At 63.8% G+C, this 20,693-nt stretch carries 16 protein-coding genes, 1 tRNA gene and 1 riboswitch; of the genes, 4 read left to right on the top strand and 13 right to left on the bottom strand.

The features are described 5' to 3' along the window. Nucleotides 1–78: 78 nt before the first annotated feature. Complete coding sequence (locus J5251_RS07400) at nt 79–1,104, bottom strand: mechanosensitive ion channel family protein (RefSeq protein ID WP_240793276.1); 1,026 nt, start codon at nt 1,102–1,104, stop codon at nt 79–81. A gap of 121 nt (nt 1,105–1,225) precedes the next feature. Further along, the gene (gene pcrA, locus J5251_RS07395; protein ID WP_208575636.1) at nt 1,226–3,613 is read right to left on the bottom strand and encodes a DNA helicase PcrA; all 2,388 of its coding nucleotides are present in this window, start codon (nt 3,611–3,613) and stop codon (nt 1,226–1,228) included. A gap of 97 nt (nt 3,614–3,710) precedes the next feature. On the opposite strand from pcrA, the gene J5251_RS07390 reads away from it, so the two are divergent. Continuing rightward, on the top strand, nt 3,711–4,373 hold the full coding sequence (locus J5251_RS07390; protein WP_208575635.1) for a hypothetical protein: 663 nt from the start codon (nt 3,711–3,713) through the stop codon (nt 4,371–4,373). 15 nt (nt 4,374–4,388) lie between these two features. After that, nucleotides 4,389–4,462, top strand: a tRNA-Arg gene (locus J5251_RS07385). A 402-nt stretch (nt 4,463–4,864) separates the two neighbouring features. On the opposite strand, the gene J5251_RS07380 is transcribed toward J5251_RS07385, so the two are convergent. From J5251_RS07380 to J5251_RS07370, 3 genes are all read right to left on the bottom strand, one after another. Next, nucleotides 4,865–6,094: an ROK family transcriptional regulator gene (locus J5251_RS07380; protein ID WP_208575634.1), complete on the bottom strand. Its 1,230-nt coding sequence runs from the start codon at nt 6,092–6,094 to the stop codon at nt 4,865–4,867. A gap of 125 nt (nt 6,095–6,219) precedes the next feature. Further along, the gene (locus J5251_RS07375; protein WP_208575633.1) at nt 6,220–8,106 is read right to left on the bottom strand and encodes an ABC transporter ATP-binding protein; all 1,887 of its coding nucleotides are present in this window, start codon (nt 8,104–8,106) and stop codon (nt 6,220–6,222) included. Between the two features lie 54 nt (nt 8,107–8,160). Continuing rightward, nucleotides 8,161–9,198, bottom strand: a complete 1,038-nt coding sequence (locus tag J5251_RS07370) for an LLM class flavin-dependent oxidoreductase (protein WP_208575632.1) — start codon at nt 9,196–9,198, stop codon at nt 8,161–8,163. Nucleotides 9,199–9,393: 195 nt separating this feature from the next. Here J5251_RS07370 and J5251_RS07365 point away from each other — a divergent pair, with 195 nt between their 5' ends. Next, on the top strand, nt 9,394–9,621 hold the full coding sequence (locus tag J5251_RS07365) for a hypothetical protein (protein ID WP_208575631.1): 228 nt from the start codon (nt 9,394–9,396) through the stop codon (nt 9,619–9,621). Nucleotides 9,622–9,899: 278 nt separating this feature from the next. Here J5251_RS07365 and J5251_RS07360 read toward each other — a convergent pair whose 3' ends face one another. Further along, nucleotides 9,900–11,267: an IS256 family transposase gene (locus J5251_RS07360; RefSeq protein WP_139007410.1), complete on the bottom strand. Its 1,368-nt coding sequence runs from the start codon at nt 11,265–11,267 to the stop codon at nt 9,900–9,902. A gap of 95 nt (nt 11,268–11,362) precedes the next feature. Between J5251_RS07360 and J5251_RS07355 the strand changes: the two genes are divergently transcribed. After that, nucleotides 11,363–13,150, top strand: a complete 1,788-nt coding sequence (locus tag J5251_RS07355) for an HNH endonuclease signature motif containing protein (RefSeq protein ID WP_208575630.1) — start codon at nt 11,363–11,365, stop codon at nt 13,148–13,150. 18 nt (nt 13,151–13,168) lie between these two features. On the opposite strand, the gene J5251_RS07350 is transcribed toward J5251_RS07355, so the two are convergent. From J5251_RS07350 to J5251_RS07320, 7 genes are all read right to left on the bottom strand, one after another. Next, nucleotides 13,169–15,535, bottom strand: coding sequence for an FdhF/YdeP family oxidoreductase (locus J5251_RS07350; RefSeq protein WP_208575629.1), 2,367 nt, complete (start codon nt 15,533–15,535; stop codon nt 13,169–13,171). Nucleotides 15,536–15,554: 19 nt separating this feature from the next. After that, nucleotides 15,555–16,463: a formate dehydrogenase accessory sulfurtransferase FdhD gene (fdhD, locus tag J5251_RS07345; RefSeq protein ID WP_208575628.1), complete on the bottom strand. Its 909-nt coding sequence runs from the start codon at nt 16,461–16,463 to the stop codon at nt 15,555–15,557. A 33-nt stretch (nt 16,464–16,496) separates the two neighbouring features. Then, nucleotides 16,497–17,657 carry a molybdopterin molybdotransferase MoeA gene (locus J5251_RS07340; RefSeq protein ID WP_244250839.1) on the bottom strand — a complete coding sequence of 387 codons (1,161 nt, stop codon included), beginning with the start codon at nt 17,655–17,657 and terminating at the stop codon, nt 16,497–16,499. A gap of 17 nt (nt 17,658–17,674) precedes the next feature. Beyond that, nucleotides 17,675–17,983, bottom strand: coding sequence for a DUF6457 domain-containing protein (locus tag J5251_RS07335; RefSeq protein WP_346764141.1), 309 nt, complete (start codon nt 17,981–17,983; stop codon nt 17,675–17,677). 93 nt (nt 17,984–18,076) lie between these two features. Then, nucleotides 18,077–18,736 (bottom strand): molybdenum cofactor guanylyltransferase, encoded by a 660-nt coding sequence (mobA, locus tag J5251_RS07330; RefSeq protein WP_208575626.1) that lies wholly within the window; start codon nt 18,734–18,736, stop codon nt 18,077–18,079. After that, nucleotides 18,736–19,236: an HNH endonuclease gene (locus J5251_RS07325; protein WP_074699732.1), complete on the bottom strand. Its 501-nt coding sequence runs from the start codon at nt 19,234–19,236 to the stop codon at nt 18,736–18,738. The genes mobA and J5251_RS07325 overlap by 1 nt, the downstream gene beginning before the upstream one ends. Nucleotides 19,237–19,668: 432 nt before the next feature. Then, nucleotides 19,669–20,451, bottom strand: a complete 783-nt coding sequence (locus J5251_RS07320) for a C40 family peptidase (protein WP_208575625.1) — start codon at nt 20,449–20,451, stop codon at nt 19,669–19,671. Nucleotides 20,452–20,456: 5 nt separating this feature from the next. Beyond that, nucleotides 20,457–20,626: riboswitch (cyclic di-AMP (ydaO/yuaA leader) on the bottom strand. Nucleotides 20,627–20,693 lie beyond the last annotated feature (67 nt).

Below are 20,693 nucleotides of genomic sequence, written 5' to 3'. Positions count from 1 at the left end.
GCACAGTTCTATGGTTTGTAGAAAAGTAACCCTTTGCGGTACTTTGCGACGCGTCGCTCACGGCCCTGCGGGCCGGGCCTACTGCTTGCCTTGGCGGCTTTCGTCCGGGGCCTCGGCGGAGGCGTCGGCGTGGCTTTCCGAACCGGCCGGTACGAGCACGGGGCTCCCGTCCTTGATGACGGTCTGGTTCAGCAGCGGAATGCGCAGTCCGGCACGGTCCAGATCACCCTTCAGACGTGCGCGCATGGCGCGTGCCACGCCCCACTGCTCCAGCGGTTTGGTCCGGATGGCGAGGCGGATGACCACGGATTCGCCTGTGAGCGCCTCGACGCCCCAAATCTCCGGATCGTCCAGGATGAGCCGCCGGTAGTCCGGGTCCGCGCGCAGGTCCTTGGCCGAGTTAAGGATCAGGTCGCTGACCTTTTCGACGTCGGCATCATAGGGAACCGGGATATCCAGCACGGCGCGCGCCCAGCCCTGCGATGAGTTGCCCACGCGCAGGATTTCACCGTTGCGCACGTGCCAGAGGGTGCCGTCCACCGCACGCACTTGAGTGACGCGCAATCCAACCGACTCCACCGTTCCCGAGGCTTCGCCCAGGTCCACCACGTCGCCGATGCCGTACTGGTCCTCGGCCACCATGAACAACCCGGAGAGGTAGTCCTTCACCAGGGTCTGGGCACCGAAACCGATCGCCACACCGGCGATACCAGCACTGGCCAGCAGCGGTCCGAGGTCGAACCCGAGTTCGGTCATGACCATCAGGATCGTCATGATCCCAATAACCACCGTGGCGATGGAGCGCAGCACCGAGCCAATGGTCTGTGCCCGCTGGGCCCGGCGCACGGCCGCGATCGGCGAATCCTGCATCAGCCAGTAGCGCGGGTCCTTGATGTTTTTGCCGATCGCGTCGGCGTCGAGTTTCTCCAGCTTCGCTGTCTCGCCGTTGGCGATCTTCGTCGACATCCGTCGGATGACAATCCGCACCAGCAGGTTCAGCAGGAAACCGCCGATCAGAATCACCGCGACGCGAAGCGGTTTATCCATCCAAAATCCCAAGGTGCCCAGCTGGGCAACATCCACATCCGCCACATTCAAATCCATGGGAAAAACGCTATGTTGTTATGCCAGCGTGACCAAATACGGATGGCCGCCGCGTTGGCATTCTGCGCCGTGCCGCCGGGTTGTGCCGCGGGAGCCTTCCCTCCCCGGCGGCACATCATCCCTAGTCCGACTTGGTCAGCGGTGCATAACGCAGCAGCAGGCGCTTCTCGCCGATGTCGAACTTGACCTTCGCCACAGTCTTGTCCCCAGCGCCTTCAAGCGAGAGCACGGTCCCGTTTCCGAAGCTGGTGTGGCTGACCTTGTCACCCACGGTCAGCGCGATGACTTCCTTCTGCGGCTGGACGCGGCCCGCCCGCACGGCGGCAGGCGCCATGGACCGGGCCGAACCCGGCAGCGAGGAAACATCCTGGTTGCCGCCGGCACCGGCACCCCAGTGGGAACCGCTGTAGCGGCTGGAGCCGAAGCTGCCGGAGGAGGTGAACGCCGGGCGCTTGCTGCCCTCGCGCTTCCAGTCGATGAGTTCCGGCGGGACTTCCTCGATGAACTGGCTTGCCGGGTTGTACTGGCTCTGGCCCCACATGCTCCGCGATTCGGAACGGGTCAAATAGAGCCGCTTGCGGGCACGGGTCAGCCCCACATAAGCCAGCCGCCGTTCTTCGGCCAGCTCCTTCGGATCCGTCATGGACCGTTGGTGCGGGAATACGCCATGCTCCATGCCGGTAAGGAACACCACCGGGAATTCCAGCCCCTTGGCCGTGTGCAGCGTCATCAGCGTAACCACGCCCTGATCCTTGGCCAGCTGCGCGCTTTCCTCGTCCGGCGCATCCGGGATCTGGTCCGCGTCCGCCACCAGGGCCACCTGCTCGAGGAAGCTGCCGAGCGTTCCCTCCGGATTGTCCCGTTCGTATTCACGCACGACGGCGACCAGTTCGGCCAGGTTTTCCACCCGGGACTCGTCCTGCGGGTCATTGCTCTGCCGCAGCGCCGCCAGGTAGCCGGTCTGTTCCAGTACCGCTTCCAGCGCAGCCGAGGCCCCGGATCCGTTGGCCACTTCGGTGAGGTCATCGATGAGCTTCACGAAACCGGCCACCGCATTGACGGAGCGGGTGGCCATTCCCGGCGCATCATCGGCCTTGCGCAGGGCTTCCATGAAGGACAGCCGGTCCCGCTCGGCGAGCGCGGCCACCGCGTACTCGGCCCGGTCCCCGATGCCGCGTTTGGGCTCGTTCAGGATCCGCCGCAAGTTGACCACATCGTCCGGGTTCACCAGTACCCGGAGGTAGGCCAGGGCGTCCTTGATTTCCTTGCGCTCGTAAAAGCGCGTTCCGCCCACCACTTTGTACGGCAGGCCCACCCGGATCAGGAGGTCTTCAATGGAACGGGACTGCGCGTTGGTCCGGTAGAAGATAGCCACGTCCCCCGGGCGCAGGTTCTCGGCGTCCTGCAGCCGGTCGATCTCGTTGGCGATGAATCGGGCCTCGTCGTGCTCGTTTTCGCCGACGTAGCCGATGATCCGTTCGCCGTCCCCTTCCGCGGTCCAGAGCCTCTTGGCCGGACGGTTGGGGTTGCGGGAGATCACCGCGTTGGCAGCCGTCAGAATAATCTGCGTGGAGCGGTAGTTCTGCTCCAGCAAGATGGTCCGTGCGTTGGCATAGTCCTTTTCGAACTCCACGATGTTGCGCACGTCTGCACCACGGAAGGCGTAGATGGACTGGTCCGAGTCCCCCACCACGGTCAGTTCGCCGGGCGGGAAGTCCTGCTCCGATTCGCCCGTCCCGCCGGTGAGTTCGCGGACCAATACATACTGGGCGTGGTTGGTGTCCTGGTACTCGTCTACCAGGACGTGCCGAAAGCGCCGCCGGTACGAATCGGCTACCGCCGGGAAGGCCTGAAAGATGAAGACCACCTGGGCAATCAGATCATCGAAGTCCATGGCATTCGCCTGACGCATACGCTGCGTGTAGCCCTTATAGACCTCAGCCACAGCCTGCTCGAACGGATCGGAGTAGTTCGCCGTCGCGGCGTAGGCTTCGTCGTCGATCAGCTCGTTCTTCAGCGCGGAGATCTTGTGCTGGATGGACTTCGGCGGAAAGCGTTTCGGATCCAGATCCAGGCCCTTGGCCACCAGGGTGATCAGGCGCAGTGTGTCCGCCGAATCATAGATGGAGAAGTTCGAATGGAGCCCAACGTTCTTGGCCTCCCGACGCAGGATCCGCACGCAGGAGGAGTGGAACGTGGAAATCCACATGTTCTTTGCCCGGTCCCCCACCAGCGACTCGATCCGCTCACGCATTTCCGCGGCGGCCTTGTTGGTAAAGGTGATGGCGAGAATCTCTCCCGGGCGGGCACGCTTAGTGGCCAGCAGGTGGGCGATCCGGTGGCTGAGCACTCGGGTCTTTCCGGACCCGGCACCGGCAATGATCAGCAGCGGCGAGCCGGCATGCTTGACTGCCTCTTCCTGCTGCGGGTTCAGCCCAGCCAGCAATTCCTGCGCATCAGGCAAGGCAGGGGCAGGAGCATCGTAGGCAGGGTCAGTCAGAAAATCCATGGTCCTATCAGTCTATTAGCCACCGCTGACACTCGGTGCCGGATTCGCCCACGGCCTAGCTCCGAGGCGCTTCGCCGCCCGGGGCCATAATGGAGATATGTCCAAGTCCCGCGCGCAGCGCCTCCGCAAGCACGGTCCCGCAGCAGCCGACGCCCGCACTGGCGACCCTTCCTCCACAAACCCAGGATCCGGCGTCGTCAATCCGAGCACTAGCCGCACGCCGACCAAGGCGGCGGGCAATGCCAACATGATTGTCATCGCCGGTGCGGTGGCATCGGCGTTCCTGTTCGGGTACTCGTTCATCCTGATCATGCCGCAGTTCCAGCAGCTGAGCGGCGGTCTGGCCATGCCGGACACATTGGTCACCGGCTACAGCACCGAGTACGTGCAGGACGTGCGCACCGCCTTCGGCGAGGACGGCGCCGGCCAATACAATTACTGGCACAAAACGGCCGACACGATCTTCCCGTTGCTGTTCGGCTTCACCTGGCTGCTGCTGATCGGCCAGCAGCTCAAACGCGGACTGCTCCGCTGGCTTTGCTGGGCACCCGTACTCCTGTATGTCATTGCCGATCTGGCCGAGAACTGGGTGCTGGACTCGATTATGAGCACCGATCCGGTGGGCGACGCAGCGCTGGCAAGCTTCCTCACAGTAGCGAAATCCGTGCTGTTCGGCCTGAGCATTCTGGCCGCGCTCTACGCGGTTTTCCGCGGACCACGCCGGAAACAGAATGAAACAACGACGGCGGCAAAAGGGTAAGCTGGATAGGTTCGCGCCTCTGTAGCTCAGTTGGATAGAGCGACCCTCTCCTAAAGGGTAGGCCGTCGGTTCGATTCCGGCCAGGGGCACTCTTCGCAACACCGCCGCTGGTGCCGCAGTTAAGCAGGAAAGCCGCCGTCTGCGCATCCCCCCACGGATGCGCAGCCGGCGGCTACCGCATTTGGTGCATCCCAAAGTACTTCAACTGCGAGAACCCTCCAAAGAGAAGCTGCAGTCCCGGGCTTCTTCCCGTTCGCCGGAACTGCTCGCGATCGCTGTTGTCCTACTTGGTTGACGGCACGCGCCCCTCCCCAGGGCCACGCCCGCTCTTGAACCGTTCATTTCAAGAGTTTGCGCGATCATACGAACGCCTGCCGTCACCAACCATGTTTGTCCATACGATGGACTAAATCAAGCCCAGCGGGTGAACATCGGATTAACCTGGAGAAATTCGCCCGAATGTGACGTCAAATACACTTTGTGACGTTTCTTTACGTCTCCAGTAAGAGTCCCCGGGTCTTCGGCGAGAAGGCTTGGTCCAGCACCAGGCATGCTCCGCCGATGGCGCCCACCTGCTCGCCGAGGTTCGATCCCACGACTTCAAGCTGGTGGATGTCCCTCGCCACGAAGTGCTTTTGAATCTCCTCGCGCAGCAGTGGCAGGCCCACACCCGCAAGGCCGTCCCAGAGCGGCCCACCAAAGATGATCCGCTGAACGTCGAGCACGTTGGCCACCTGCGCCACGACGAACGCAAGATTCCGGGCCGCCCGGTGCATAATGGCGTAGGCTTCGGCATTGCCCGCTCCAGCCATGCTGGTCAGCTCGAAAATAGCCGCAGTTGTCCCGTCGAGTCCCTGCTCGTCGTGGTTCTTGGGGAAGATCCCGGCTTCGATGCCCTGCCGGATGAGGGTCACGAAGTTCAGGCTCATGCCCACACAGTTCCGTCGGCCGCATTCGCACAGCGGCACTTCGTCCGGCACCGGGAAGTGCCCGATCTCGCCGATGTTTCCGGAGGAACCGTGCTGCACCTCGTTCTGCAATACCACGCCGGCGCCAAGCCCGGTTCCCAGATAGATGAAGGCAAAGCTGGACGGCGCATCCCTATCGCTCGCCCAGAGCTCGGCGACTGCGGCCGCCGTCACGTCCTTGTCCAGCCACACCGGCAGCTTGATCTGTTCCTCCAGCGGCACCCGCAGCGGCACCCGGTCCCAACCAGGCAGCATCGGCGGCGACACCATCATGCCCTCAACCCCGTCGATTGGGCCCGGCGCGGCAAGGCCCACGCCCAGGATCCGGTCGCGGTCCAGCCCTGCTGTTGCAATCAGGCTTTCGACGGCGTCGGCCATCTGGGACACGATGCCATCAGGCTCGTCTACCTCCGGCATCCGGTGGTGCATACTGGCCGCCACTTCGCCGTGCAGGTTCAGGGCGACCACGGTCATGACGGCAGGATCCAGGTGGATGCCGATGGCAATGCGGCTGGAAACTTCCAACTCCAGCACCGTCCGGGGTTTACCCGGCCCGGAGACAGTCTTGCGGTCCTCCCGCACCAGGCCATCGTCGACGAGGCGGCGCACTACATTCGAAATGGTCTGCGGCGACAGACCCGTGCGCTCCACCAGTTCAACTCTGGCGATGCCTTCGGGAGCGCGGCGGATCGCATCCAGGATCACCGCCTGGTTATAGCCGCCAAGACGGCCGAGATTACTACCGCGCTGCATTAATGAGCCCTGCTCCCCAAAACTCTGCTGTGACTTAGGTCAACCCATGACACTGTAACGAAAGACGGACCAGATAGCACTGATAAAATTCCGCGCGCCGCTCAGGGCACGCGGGCTTTTGCTGCTCAGGGCATGGCAGGCGTTTCAGTCGTTTCTGTGCGGAACTGCGTCCGGTACAGCTCGGCATAGCGCCCGCTGCGGGCCAGCAGTTCAAGGTGCGTGCCCCGTTCCACGATTTCGCCGCCCTCGACCACCAGGATCTGGTCCGCGGAACGAATGGTGGACAGCCGGTGTGCAATAACGACGGCGGTGCGCCCCTCAAGCGCTTCGGTCAAGGCAGCCTGCACCGCGGCTTCGTTGGTCGAATCCAGGGCAGCGGTTGCCTCGTCCAGGATGACCACCTGCGGATGGGCGATCAGCAACCGCGCGATGGTCATCCGCTGACGTTCACCGCCGGACAGCCGGTAGCCGCGCTCCCCCACCATGGTCTCCAGCCCGTCCGGCAGTGAGCGGACCATCGGCTCGAGCCTGGCCCGGCGCAGCACGTCCCAGATCTCCTCGTCCGTAGCCTCCGGCCGGGCCAATGCGAGGTTCCCCCGGATGGTGTCATGGAACAGGTGTCCGTCCTGGGTCACCAGGCCGATGGTTGAACGAATCGCATCGAAGCTCAGGTCTCGAAGATCGACGCCGGAAAGTTCCACGGAGCCGGAGTCGACGTCGTACAACCTGGCCAGCAGGGAGGCGATGGTGGACTTTCCTGCGCCGGACGACCCGACCAGCGCCAGGGTCTGCCCGGGCTCAACCTTGAAGTTGATGCCATGCAGCACTTCCTCGCCGCCGCGGGTGTCCAGCGTGGCAACCTCTTCCAGCGAGGCCAGCGAAACCTTGTCGGCTGACGGGTAGGCAAACCGGACGTCCTTGAACTCAACGGTGACCGGCCCCGGCGGGACGGAACCGGCGTCGGGCTTTTCCTTGATCAACGGATCCAGGTCCAGCACCTCGAAGACGCGCTCGAAGCTCACCAGCGCGCTGGCGATCTCCACGCGCGCATTGGCCAGCGCAGTCAACGGCGCATACAGCCGGGTCAGCAGCAGGGCCAGCACCACCACGTCACCCGGATCGAGCCTGCCGATGATGGCGTAGAACCCGCCCAGACCGTAAACCAGTGCCAGCGCCAGGGCAGAGACCAGGGTCAGCGCGGTCACGAAGGTCCACTGCAGGACAGCAGACTTGATACCGATGTTGCGCACGCGCTCTGCCCGGACCTTGAACTCCCGGGACTCTTCCTCGGGCCGGCCGAAAAGCTTGACTAACGTGGCGCCGGGGGCGGAAAAACGCTCCGTCATCTGCGTGCTCATGGCGGAGTTGTGGTTGGCTGCCTCGCGGCGCATCTCCGCCAACCGCGACCCCATCTGCCTGGCCGGCAGCAGGAAAATGGGCAGCATAACAAGCGCCAGCAACGTCACCTGCCAGGACGTATTGAGCATGACAATCAGTGTCAGCACCAGGGCCACAAAATTACTGACGACGCCGGAAAGCGTGCCGGCGAAGGCGCGCTGGGCGCCGATCACGTCATTGTTCAGCCGGCTGACCAGCGCTCCCGTGCGCGTGCGGGTGAAGAACGCAATCGGCATCTTCTGCACATGATCGAACACGGCCGTGCGCAAGTCCAAAATGACGTCCTCGCCCAGGCCGGAGGAAACCCAGCGGGTGACCATGCTCAGCGCCGCGTCGGCAATGGCGACGATGGCGATGATGACGGCCAGCCAGACAATCGTCTCAACACTGGTCTTCGCTACGATCGCGTCGATTACCTGGCCGGCGAGCACCGGCGTCGCAACCGCCAAAGCGGCCGAGATGATGGACACGATGACAAAGAAGATCAGCTTGCCCTTGTAGGGCGCTGCGAACGCCAGGGTACGTTTGACGGTCTTCTTGGAGAACCCGTGCTTGGCCTTGTCCGACATGGAGAGCCGGTACAGCGAACTCCAGGCCGCCCCTTCCATGGACATGCTGACTCCTTTGAAACTGGGAACGAATGTACTAATACAGCCTAGGTCTTATTTTTACGAGAGCTCGCGTTGCACCAGCGGCAGCACCTCGGTCCCGAGCAGTTCGATGGATTCCAGAACGGTTTTCTGCGGCACCGAGGAGAGGTCCATCTGCAGGATGTGCCGATCGTGCTGCATGTGCTGATGGGTCAGCACCAGCTTCTCTGCTACCTCCTCCGGGTTGCCCACGTAGATACCGCCCGACCGCGCCGCCTGCATGTTGTAGCTGACACGACTGGGCTTGGAGAACCCTCGTTCAGCCGCAATCCGGGTGAGCGAGTCCAGCCAGTGGGGATAGAACTTATCCGCCGCGTGCTCCCGCGCCACCAGACCGGTGCTGCTCACGCCCACTTTCAAACTGCCGACGTCGTGCCCCGCCTTGGCCGCTTCGGTGCGGTAGAGCTGTGCGTGCTGTGCGAAGCTGTGGACGGTGCCACCGAGCAGCGCATACATGACGTTCTTGCCCAGCGTTGCCGCCCGGACGGTCGACGCCGGCGTGCCGCCGGTGGCGATCCAGATATCCAGGTGGCCCGCGCCTGGATTGCCCGTCGGTCTGGGCAGAATTCTGGCGTTGTCGAGTGCGGGCCGGAACTTTCCGTTCCAAGTGACCTCTTCCTGCTCGTCCAACTGGAGCAGCAGGGCGATTTTCTCCTCGTACAGCTCGTCATAGTCGGCCAAAGCGGCCCCGAAGAGTGGGTAGGACTCGATGAAGGAACCGCGACCGGCGGTCAATTCGGCGCGGCCGCCGGACAGCAGATCCAGCGTGGCAAATTGCTGGTAGACCCGGACCGGGTCCTCCGTACTCAATACCGTGACAGCAGAGCCAACTTTGATGTTCTTGGTCTGTGCAGCCGCCGCGGCCAGCACGGGAACCGGAGCAGAGACTGCATAGTCCGGGCGGTGGTGCTCCCCTATCCCGAAATAGTGGAGGCCCACTTCATCAGCCAGCCGGGCCCGCTCCAGCAGATCCGCCATCCGTTCTTGCGGCGATGTCCGCTCCCCCGTCAGCGGGTCGGGGTGAATGTCGCCGAAGCTATAGATGCCGAGTTCCATACCTGCCGCAACCTCTAATCGCAGGCGCCTATTCCCTTTACGACGGCGACGCTGCGCGCATAGCTAATGCTGCGGCGTTCGGGCAGCCGCTCGGTTCCAAGGCAGAGTCCGAAAGATCAGGAAAGCTTCGGCCAATTGGTGTGGATGGTGCTGAATTCGGGATTGCTTGTCGGTGGCAGATGGTGGACTGGACTCATGGCAACGGTAGAGCTTTCGTCATCGGTTCGCGGGATTCCCGCGGCCGGCGGGAATCCCGCGGTGCGGTCCGCGACGGTGTGGTCAGCGCCGGTGTGGTCGGCTTCAATGTGCTTCCTGCCGGGCTCGGGGAAAACCGGTGCTGAAAAGAATTTTGAAGAAATTTCGCGGATGCGGGATCTTGGTGTTTTTGAACCTCCGAACTGTCATAACCGGATGATGGACTGAAGTCATGGCAACGGAAGAGCAGTCGTCTCCGGGTTCCGGGATCCCTGCCCATGGGCAGGGGCACGCGGGGCGCGTGTCCGTGAGTCATGGCCTTCCGGTGCGGTGTTTGATGCCGGGCCGGCCCACAACCCCCGGGGCACGGCAGGAGGCCGTGCGGAAGGCCCTGGCGGTTTTGGACGACCAGTGCGCGCAGAGCCGGAAGCAGGGCATGGCGCAGGCGCGCGAATACATCGCGGCGAGCTTGTCAAGATATTTGTGTAAGTGGTGTCGGTTGCCTTTTAGTTCAGGTGGGGTTCTATTCGTTCCGGATAGGCCAGGGCGAGAGTGCCGAGGGCTTCGCTCCAGCCTTGGGTGAAGGACCCTTCGATGAGGGTATGGACCGATTTGCTGCGGTTGTCACGGACCTTGCCGTGGAGCTTGGACCGTTCTCTGGCGCGTTTGTCTTCGATGTTGCAGATCGCGAGCCAGAGCAGTTTTACGGCGGAGTTGTCGTTGGGGAAATGCCCGCGGTTCTTGATGATTTTGCGCAGCTGGTAGTTCAGGGATTCGATGGCGTTGGTCGTGTAGATGACGCGGCGCAGCGGCGGCGGGAATGCCAGGAACGGGATGAACTTTTCCCAGCTGTTGCGCCAGGTATTGACCGTGGCGCGGTATTTGGTGCCCAGCGGCGAGGCGGCAAATTCCTCCAGCGCAGCTTCGGCGGCCTCGACGGTTGAGGCGGTGTAGATGGGTCTGAGCGCGGCGGCAACTTTCTTGCGGTCCTGGTAGCCGATGAAGCGCAGTGAGGCGCGGATCAGGTGCACCACGCAGGTTTGGACGGTCGCCAGCGGCCAGGTCGCCGCGATGGCTTCGGGGAAGCCGGTCAGTCCGTCGCAGCAGACGATGAGGACATCCTTGACGCCGCGGTTGGCCAGTTCGGCGCAGACGCCGGCCCAGAACTTGGCGCCTTCGGTGGCTTCGACCCAGATGCCCAGCACGTGTTTAATGCCGTCCATGTCGACACCCACGGCGATGTGGGCGGCCTTGTTGCGCACCTGCGCACCGTCACGGATTTTGACCATGATCGCGTCGAGATAAAGGACCGGATAGATCGGATCAAGCGGGCGCCGCTGCCAAATGAGCACCTCGTCCAGCACATCGTCGGTGATTTTGGAGATCGTCTCGTGCGAGAGCTCGGTACCGATGGTGGACTCCAGGTGGTACTGGATGTCGCGGATGGTCATGCCGCCGGCGTAGAGGCTGATGATCATCTCGTCCAGCCCGCCGGTGCGGCGGGAGCCTTTGGGCACCAGCTGCGGGGTGAACGAGCCGTTGCGGTCCCGCGGGATGTCCAATCCGACGTCGCCGGCCTGGCTGGCCAGCGTCTTCGGATATGAGCCGTTGCGGGCGTTGGGCAGCAGCCGTGCGGCGGGATCGCCTTTTTCGTAGCCCAGATGCCCGGAAAGTTCCGCCTGCAGCCCCCGTTCCAGCACGGCCTTGATCATCTGGTTCAGGAACCCGTTCTTGCCATCAATCTGCAGCTGCCCGGAGTCGATCTGCTCCATCAGTTCGTCGAAGGCCCCTGACTCACGCAACTGCTCGATCCCTCCGGCAGCTGCCACCTTTGCGGCAAGCTCGGCGCTGAGCTCTTCATTGGAATCAATCATGGTCACAGTGTTCTCCAATCAACCGAGGACCGGAACCCCTACACAGACCATCTGACACCCCCATCGCGGCGGGCAAACCGCCCAAGCACGCCACGATGGCTGCCTATATGGAGGAGATCCGGGCAGCTGCCATGGGCCCGGTCCCGGAACCGCCCACGCTTGAATCCTGCGGTCCGGACCCGCTGGCCGGGCAGGACATTCCGCGCTGCGATGACGAGCCGCCGCTGTACGGCAGCCCGGAGCCTGATGACTTCGCCCCGTGGGAGCGTGAAGTGGAGTGGGACTGCCCGCCGCTGACGGGGCCGGTCCCGGCCTGCTGGGGCACCGCGGAGGAACTCGGCCATGTCCCCGCCGAACTGCTCACCGAAGGACATGAGGACTATTACGCCGAACGCCTGGCCCGGATCAGCGCCGGCGGCCCGGCCGACTGGTTCGGACTCTTCGCGGCCACCGCCAACGCCGGCAACAGGAACGCTGTGAACACGGCCGGTGATTCCGGCGATACTCCCGCCGCAGGTGCCGCCGCCGGTGATGCCGCTGTGGCTGCCGCCGGGGTGCGGGGCTTCGCGGAACTGGATTACCGGTCGGCGGTGGAGCAGCTGGCCGCGGGCCGGCGGCTGGCGGCGTGGCTGGACGCGGGCCTGGTGCGTCTTACCCACCGGATCGGGCAAACCGCGGTGGAGGAACTGCCGCCGCGGGAGCCGGGGGCGCCGCCGCCGGGCCGGGCCGAGCTGGAGGACCTGGCCGAGCAGTCCGTGGTGAAGGAACTGGCCTGCCTGTACCGGATCACCGAGAAACAGGCGCGCGACCGGTACGAAACCGCGCAGGATCTGTGCGAGCACTACCCGGGCACACTGGCCGCGCTCACTGCGGGGGACCTGGACCTGGAACGCGCGGGCGTGATCACCCGGCAGGGCGACACCCTGCCCGACGACGCGAAACCCGGGTTCGAAGACGCCCTGCTCGTGGAGGCGACGGACAAAACTCCGGGCGAGCTGCGCTCCGCGGCGCGGAAGCAGCGCGAGTTGCTGAACCCGGAAACCATCAAGATGCGCCGTGAACGGCAGATCCGGTGCCGCGCCGTGCAGCTGGAACCGGCGGACGACGGGAGGGCGTTCCTCGGCGCGTACCTGCCGGCAGAGGAAGCGCACGCCATCCACGACCGTCTCACCCGGGCTGCCCGCGGCCTGCAATGCTCCACGGAGACCCGCACGCTGGGGCAGCTGCGCGCTGACGTGTTCACCGACCTGCTCCTGCACGCCGGAATGCAGACCGGGCCCGCGGCCGGGATCCGGCCCGAAGTCGCGCTCACCGTGCCGGTATTTACCCTGATGGGCCTGGACGAGGAACCTGCCACCCTCGACGGATACGGGCCGATCCCCGCCGACGCCGCACGCACACTTTGCGAGGGCGCGGCGTCGTTCTACCGGATCCTGACCCACCCCGAAACCGGGACCATCCTCTCCTACGGCAAAACCGTGTACCGTCCGCCGGCGGACCTGGCCCGCGCGGTGCGCCACCGCGATACGACGTGCACCGGCCCGGGCTGCATTGTCCCGGCGAAGGACTGCGATCTGGACCACACCATCGATTACCACGCGAACGGCGGCCACGGCCGCACCGATTACGCCAACCTCGGCCCGCGCTGCCGCTCCGACCACCGGCTCAAGTCCCTCGCAGGCTGGAAGGTGACCCAGACCAGGCCCGGGGAATTCACCACCACGACGCCCGGGAACCAGACCTACACCACCAAACCCGGCGACACCGGCGCCGGACCACCCACCTTCACCGACCACGTCCTGCACGCCCTGCCCAAGAGCTTCCGCCGGCGGCTCAAACGCAAAAAACCACCACCCGAAGCTGAAAAAGAACCACCATTCTGACCAATGGTGAAGCGGCCGTTAGCTCGGCATCAGCTCGCTATTACTATCCGTCTGCTCGGTCTGACCAGCGGCAAGAGTCTCCGTATCGTTTTCCTGCACCGAGACGAACCGGACGGTGATCGCTTTGAATCCGGGAGTGTTGGATTCACGTGCAACCAATTCCCGATGAACCAGGACGTTTGCTTCGGGGAAGTAAGCAGCCGCGCAGCCACGTGCCGTCGGATAGGAAACAAGCCGGAAGCTGTCCGCTCGGCGTTCCGTGCCATTGAAGGTGCTGATGACATCCACCAGCTCGCGGTCTTCGAAACCCAGTTCCTTCAGGTCGTCAGGATGCACGAGGATGACACGGCGTCCGTTGGAGATGCCACGGTATCTGTCATCCAAGCCGTAGAACGTGGTGTTGTATTGATCGTGGCTGCGCATGGTCTGCAGGATCAGGTGCCCTTCCGGAGCCGACAGGTATTCCAGCGGGCTCACGGTAAATCTTGCACGACCAATGTCCGTGGCGAACGAGCGCGAATCCCGCGGCGGATTGGGCAGCACGAACCCATTCTTGTTGCGGATTCGCTGGTTGAAGTCTTCAAAGCCCGGCAGTACACGGGAAATATGGTCGCGGATGACGTCGTAGTCCTCGGCCATGGCTCGCCAATCCACAACATGATCGTCGCCCAGTACGGCCTGCGCCATGCGGGCTATGATTACCGGCTCTGCCAACAGGTGCTCCGAGACAGGTGTTAGACGTCCACGGGTGGAGTGGACAACCGACATCGAGTCTTCCACGGACAGGAACTGCGGCCCCTTCGGGTGCTTATCATCCGTATCGGTCCGTCCCAAGGTGGGGAGGATAAGAGAGGTCTTGCCATGGACAACGTGCGAGCGGTTGGGCTTGGTGGAAATATGGACGGTCAACCCGGCCCGCTTCATGCCTGCCTCGAGCGCCTCGGTATCCGAGTTGGCCAGCGCGAAGTTCCCGCCTAAGGACACGAAAACATCCACGTCACCCAGCTCGAAGGCATGCAAGGCCTCTGTGGAGTCAAAGCCGTGTTCGCGCGGCGACTCGATGCCGAACTCCTTGTCCATAGCTTCGAGAAGCCATTCCTTGGGCTTCTCCCAGATGCCCATGGTCCTGTCGCCCTGTACGTTGGAGTGCCCGCGGACCGGGCAAGCGCCCGCACCGGGCTTGCCGAAGTTGCCCTGCAGCAGAAGCAGGTTGATGATTTCCTTCAGTGTGTCCACCGAGTGAGGCTGCTGGGTCAGGCCCAGCGCCCAGCAAATGATGGTCGCCTTGGACTTGGCTAGCAGGTCGGCAATGTTCGCGATTTCCAGCCGTGAAAGCCCCGTGGCCTTCTCGGTTTCGTCCCAATCAATGGACTTGCGGGCGTCGCGGTAGGCTTCGAAGCCTTCGGTCTGCTGCTCGATAAAAGCCTTGTCCACCACTGAGCCGGGAACGCGTTCTTCCTCTTCCAGCAACAGATGGCCGAATGCTTGGAACAGGGCCAGGTCCCCGCCTACCTTGATCTGCAGGAATTCATCGGAAATTTGGCTACCGCCCTGGACCAGCCCCTCAACGCTCTGCGGGTCCTTGAACTTCATTAGTCCGGCTTCCGGCAGCGGATTGATGGACACGACCTTTCCGCCATTTTCCCTGCACTCCCGGAGCGCGGAGAGCATACGCGGATGGTTGGTGCCCGGGTTCTGCCCGACGACGAAAATCAGCTCAGCCTCGTGCAGGTCTTCCAGCGAAACGGTGCCCTTACCAATGCCGATCGTGGGGTTCAAGGCCGAGCCTGAGGATTCATGGCACATGTTCGAGCAGTCCGGAAGGTTGTTGGTGCCCAGCGACCGCGCGAACAACTGATACATGAACGCTGTCTCGTTCGCGGTACGTCCCGAAGTGTAAAAAACGCAACGGTCCGGCGTCGTCGCCCGGACATGTTCACCGATGAGGTCGAACGCTTCCGCCCAGCTGATCGGCGAATAGTGCGTGTCGCCTTCCCGGATGACAACCGGCTGGGTAATCCGCCCCTGGTTGCCGAGCCAATATTCGGTCTTCTGTTCCAAGTCCTTGATGGAATGCTCGGCCCAGAACTCCGGGCCTACGGTCCGGAGGGTGTTTTCCTCGGCAATGGCCTTGGCGCCATTCTCACAGAATTCGGCGGGCTTGCGCTTCCCGGTGATCGATTCGGGCCAGGCGCAGCCCGGGCAGTCGAAGCCGCCATGCTGGTTAACCCGGAGCATCGAGCGCACGGTCCGGGTTACTCCAGCTTGGGCCAGTCCTCGTTCCATGGAGACCATGACCGCTTTGACGCCGGCAGCGGCTGTCTTCGGTTCCTGGACTTCCAGAGAGTCTTCATTTATGTCATCAATAGGTGCACGGCGAGCCATGAACCCAATGTATCCCGTGTCACAGGGGAATCTCGACCTTAGCTCCGATAATTCGTCCTGGATGAGCATAAATATTCACTGTGTTACCTCGGCTGAATCCCGCCAGCGTCAATCCCGCCTCCTCCGCGAGTTCGACTGCGAGTGATGACGGCGCGCTGACGGCGGCCAGTACGGGGATTCCGGCCAGGTAGGCCTTCTGCACAAGTTCAAAGGAAGCACGGCCTGAAACCTGCAGGACAGTGTCGGTCAGCGGCAACCGGCCTTCCCGCAATGCCCAGCCCACCACCTTATCGACGGCGTTGTGCCGGCCGACGTCTTCCCGCAGGCAGAGCAGTTCGCCGTCGAAGCTGAACAGTCCTGCCGCGTGGACACCGCCTGTCCGGTCGAAGACCTGCTGGCGCTCACGCAGCTTATCGGGCAAGGAAAGCAGCGTCGCCAATGGCAAATACCGCGAGGCGCTGCCGGCCAACGCGCCGTCGTCGTTCTCTGTGTCCTGATCAGCGTCAGCCGTGTCCGCTCCCAGAATCGGATAATGCGAGCTCTTGGTGACCGCGTCGATGGACGCCGTTCCGCAGATCCCGCATGAACTCGAGGTGTAGACGTGACGCTCCAACGAGGTGTCGGGAAGTGCGACGCCCGGAGCCAGCTGGGCGTCTATGACGTTATAAGTCTGGCGGCCCTGTTCGTCTTCGCCGGCGCAGAAGCGCATGGCGCCGAGCTGGGAAGCCTCCCAGACCACGCCTTCCGAAACCAGGAAGCCCGCGACCAGATCGAAATCGTCCCCGGGGGTACGCATGGTGATGCTGAACGCTTTGGCGCCGAGCCTGATTTCCAATGGCTCTTCCGCGGCGAGGGTATCCACCCGACGGTTGGGCTGTCCGTCGAGGCTGAGTCTGAGCACCTTGCGGCGCTGGGTTACGCGTCCCATGAAATTCTCCTTGCTGACTACTGCCAGCTTAATTCACCAAGGCAGCGACAGGGTACGCAGCTCCTGCCCAACTGCGGCGCCTTCCGGCGGAACCACTATGACGCCGTCGGCGTTGGCCAGTCCGCGCATCATGGCGGAACCGACATGGCCGGCCGGAACAGCGCCCACCTCCGTCATCGCATACGGGATCAGCCGGTCTTTCCCATCCAGCGGGGCGAACCGGGTTCCGGCTGCAACCCGGCCCATGCCCGGAAGCCGGCCGCCGGTCATGCCGGCGAGCAGGGGGCCGCCGAGGGTCAACAGTGCCATCATGGCGGCGAGCGGATTCCCGGGCAGCCCGATCAGCGTCCGCCCGTCGGCGAGGCGGGCCATCAGTGCGGGATGGCCGGGGCGCATGCGGATGGAAGGAGCCAGGACCTCGGCCTGCAGCTCGGACAGAACGCGGCGCAGGTGGTCTGCCCGTGAATGCCCGGTTCCGCCGGTGGTGATCACAACGTCCCCTCCACACTCAAGAATGGCTCGGCGGGTGGCCTCGAAGTCATCCGGCAAGCGGCGGGAGCTGGAAGTTTCGCCCCCAAGGACATGGATGATCGAGGGCAAGGTCGGCCCAAAGGTATCCCGGACCTGCCCGGGCGCCGGAACACCGGACGTAACGACTTCGTCCCCGGTCAGCAAGAGCGCGGCCGACGGCCTCGGGTATACCGGGAGCTGGTCGTGGCCGCAGACGGCGGCAATGGCAACGTGCGCGGGGGTGAGCTTTGTTCCGGCCGCGATGATCGGCTCCCCCGCAGCAGCTTCTTCGCCGGCGGGGCGAATGTGCCGCCCGGGAGGTGGCTCCGTAGCCGGAACATCCCGGAGGCGGTGGAGCAGGGTTTGCTCCGCAACGCTTTCCGTCCGGCCGTATTCGCTGCGGAGTACCGCTTCGGCACCGGCCGGTATCAGCCCACCGGTCACCACGGAGGTTGCCTCCCCCGGGGAGAGCGCCGTTCCGGGCAGGACCAGCTCCCACGGCGGGGCACCGGCAATGGCCCAACCGTCCATCGCCGAGGAGGCATAATGCGGCACGTCAAACTCAGCCGTGACACCCTGCGCCAACGTCAGCCCGGTGCAATGCGCCAAGTCCACGGACGCGGGGCGTGCGCCGTTGTCCTGCCCCGTTTTATAAGCCAGCTCCCGCGCCGCGTCCCAGCTCACGGAGGGTTCTTGATGCCTCACGCCTGTCCGGTCTCGCCAGTTCCGTTCCCTACGCTTCCGTCCCCTGCTGCTCCGGTTGCTCCGTGACGACGGGCGACTTCATCCGCCACTCGGCTGGCGGCACGCATGGCCACGGCCGGCGCTGCCTGTCCGGTTGCGGCAGCCAGCCCTGCGGCATAACCGACAATAAACGTGGTGACAGGCGCTGCCGGGCGGATCACGCTGTGGGCCGCCACTCCGGCCAGCCCCAGAACCGCCTCAAGGTCTACCGGCGTGTCCTCGATCTCCAGGGCTGCGAGCAGCTCTGTGACGAAAGGTTCAAGCATTTCTTCGGCTCCGGCCACCTGGTCCTCCGATGTTCTTTTCGCCCTGCGCCGGGCACAAAGCGCGTGCAGGAACAGCTCAATAATGAGTTCAGGCTACGGTGCCGGCGGTGCTATGCCAAAGCGTTGCGCGTCATCCCAGGTATCCACGTCGGCGGTCGCGGTCGACGCCAGCGGGAGCTTCAGTGATTCCATCCTCTCGAGTAGCTTCCGTACCGGCATTCCGGCCAGCCCGTCTGGGCCATATCCGGCCACTGCTGCATCCAGTGCCGCGCTGTCGATGCAAGAGGCTAAGGGCTGGGTGCGGCCATCGGCGTCCACAGGCAGCACCAGCTGCACGGCCGGATTCCGCTCGGCCGCATCAAGCAGCAGCTGCGGCAATGTGCCCAGCGCCGGCATGTCGCACGCCAAGATCAAGGTGAGGGGCGCCCTGAAGGCGGCACCGCCGTCGTCGTTGGCAGAGCCCTCGCACAACACCTTGACTGCTGCACCGATTCCTGCCGCCGGGCCCGAAAAAGGAGGATCTTCACGCGTCAGAACCACCGTGGTTCCGGGCTCGGCATCGATGAAGGCGTCCAGTTCCACGCGAAGCTCATCGGGGCCAACGACGGCGATGCGCCGGGCCGCTCGAACGCTATTCAGGGTGCGGCGCAGGAGCGATTGGCTGTTGTAGCGGAGCAGCGCTTTGGGCTCGCCGTTCAGGCGCGAGGAACGGCCGCCGGCCAGGATGACGGCGTCGAATCCGGACAGGCTCATCAAGCCGCCGGGTTGGAGTCGAGGAACTCGCTCCATGCCGGAGCCGGGCGCTCCAGTTCACGGATCCGCCAGTGGCTGCCGCGGGGAGCACGCGGGGTAATGCGCAAATGCCAGCCCATCTGCTTCAGTGTCCGGTCCCCCTTGGCATTGTTACAGCGCAGGCAACAGGCGACGAGATTCTCCCAACTGTCGATTCCGCCGCGCGAACGTGGCTTTACGTGGTCAACGGTGTTGGCCGTCTTCCCGCAGTAGGCGCACTCGTAATTGTCCCGGCGCAGCACACCCCGACGTGTCACTGTCATGTCTTGAGGATAGGGAATCTTGATGTAACGGTTGAGCAGGATGACCGATGGCCTGCCGAATATGTCGTTGGGCCCGACGACGGGTTCGCCGTCCTCAGCGATGATGCTCGCCTTACCAGTGAGCACAAGAAGCAGCGCCCGGCGGAAGGTCACTACCGCCAGCGGTTCGTATCCAGCGTTCAGAACGAGTGTGCGCATGCACGTTCCTGTCCGTCCGGCCACGTCCGGGGCTGCGGGATCGGCTGCTCCCGGCCATGGTGATTCGACACTGACAAGAGTTAGAGTAAGCGGAATCACGCCCGCTGCGCTAATTATTCGCCTATCGAAATTCCGACGGGGGGCCCGCGGCGCTGATGAAACGTTGTTTTCGGTTCTCGTCAGACGAGAACCGTGCCGATCAGGGGCAAGGCGCACCCACCCCTTAACTACTGCAGGGCCGCCCTCGACGGAGGACGGCCCTGCAGGCAAAAACGTTGATCCAGGTCTATTCCAGCTCCGCCACGGGCAGACCGGCGTTTGCAACTGGGGCCGCCGGCAGATGCCGGCAGGCCTCCGTACGGCGGAACGCCCGGGATGGTACTGCTATGACCTAGGAAACGTGTACAGGTACCGCAGACCCTGCTGAAACTCTTAGCCGTTGGGGCGGATGAAGACCGGGCCCGAACCGATGTAGGCATCGGCCAGCGCGGTCGTGTAACCGGTCCAGCCACCATGAATGGCCTGGCCGTTGCCCACGTAAATCGCGATGTGCGGCACACCGGCACCGGCATCGTCGTAGTAGATCATGTCGCCCGGCTGCGGCGTCGAAACCTGGGTACCGTACGCCATGAACTGCGCCGGAGCCAGATCGCCCACGGAAATACCGGCCGAACGCAGCGCGTTCTCCACCATCGCGGTACAGTCCTGCGACACACCGATCTGGCCGTAAGCCGACGCCACCAAAGCGGCACCAATACCGCTGGCAGCAACATCAGCCTTCGCCTCGGGCTTCGGCGCTTCCTCAGCCTTCTCAACCGGGGCAACAGCCTTCTCGGCAGCTTCCTCAACCACCGGAGCAACTTCCTCGGCCACAGCCTCAACCACAGGCTCCGGCTCTTCAACCACCGGAGCGGCCGTCGAGGTCACACCCGAACGCTCAAGATCCAGCTCAACAGCAGCAGAAGCCTGCACAGCCTCAACCTGCACCCGCGACGGAGCCGCAGCAGCAGCCTGGACCGAAGCCTCACGCTCAATACTGGTCGCCTGCGCCGGAACACCGACAGAAAGAACCAGACCGGACGCGGCAGCAATCACAGCAGCCTGGCGGCCCACGGAACCGGCATTCGAAGAAACAGCCTTGGAAATAGACTCCAACGGGCTGGTACGGACGGGCACAGCACGGTGGCGGCCCAAAGCAGCAGTGTTCTTAGACACGAGTGATTACCTCTCCCAATGCCTGCGAGGTGAGCTGTCGGGTTCGGATGGGAGTCATCCGGCCATGGGAGCCCCGGCCTCAGCCAAGAACACCCACAACTTAACCCCAAGGGCCTCCAAAAGAAGCCCGGAAGTTGGTTCCCCCGCCCCTGCCATGCGAAATCGTTGCGAACGGACCCCGGGAAGTGGCAGAGCTAGGCAATCCACCCGGAGGTACCAAACCATGATCCGGTTTGGCACGA

It is taken from the genome of Arthrobacter crystallopoietes (genome assembly GCF_017603825.1).
GTDB lineage: Bacteria > Actinomycetota > Actinomycetes > Actinomycetales > Micrococcaceae > Crystallibacter > Crystallibacter crystallopoietes_B.
The sequence above is the reverse complement of the archived record's forward strand: the minus strand, read 5'-3'. Positions and strand labels throughout refer to the sequence as shown.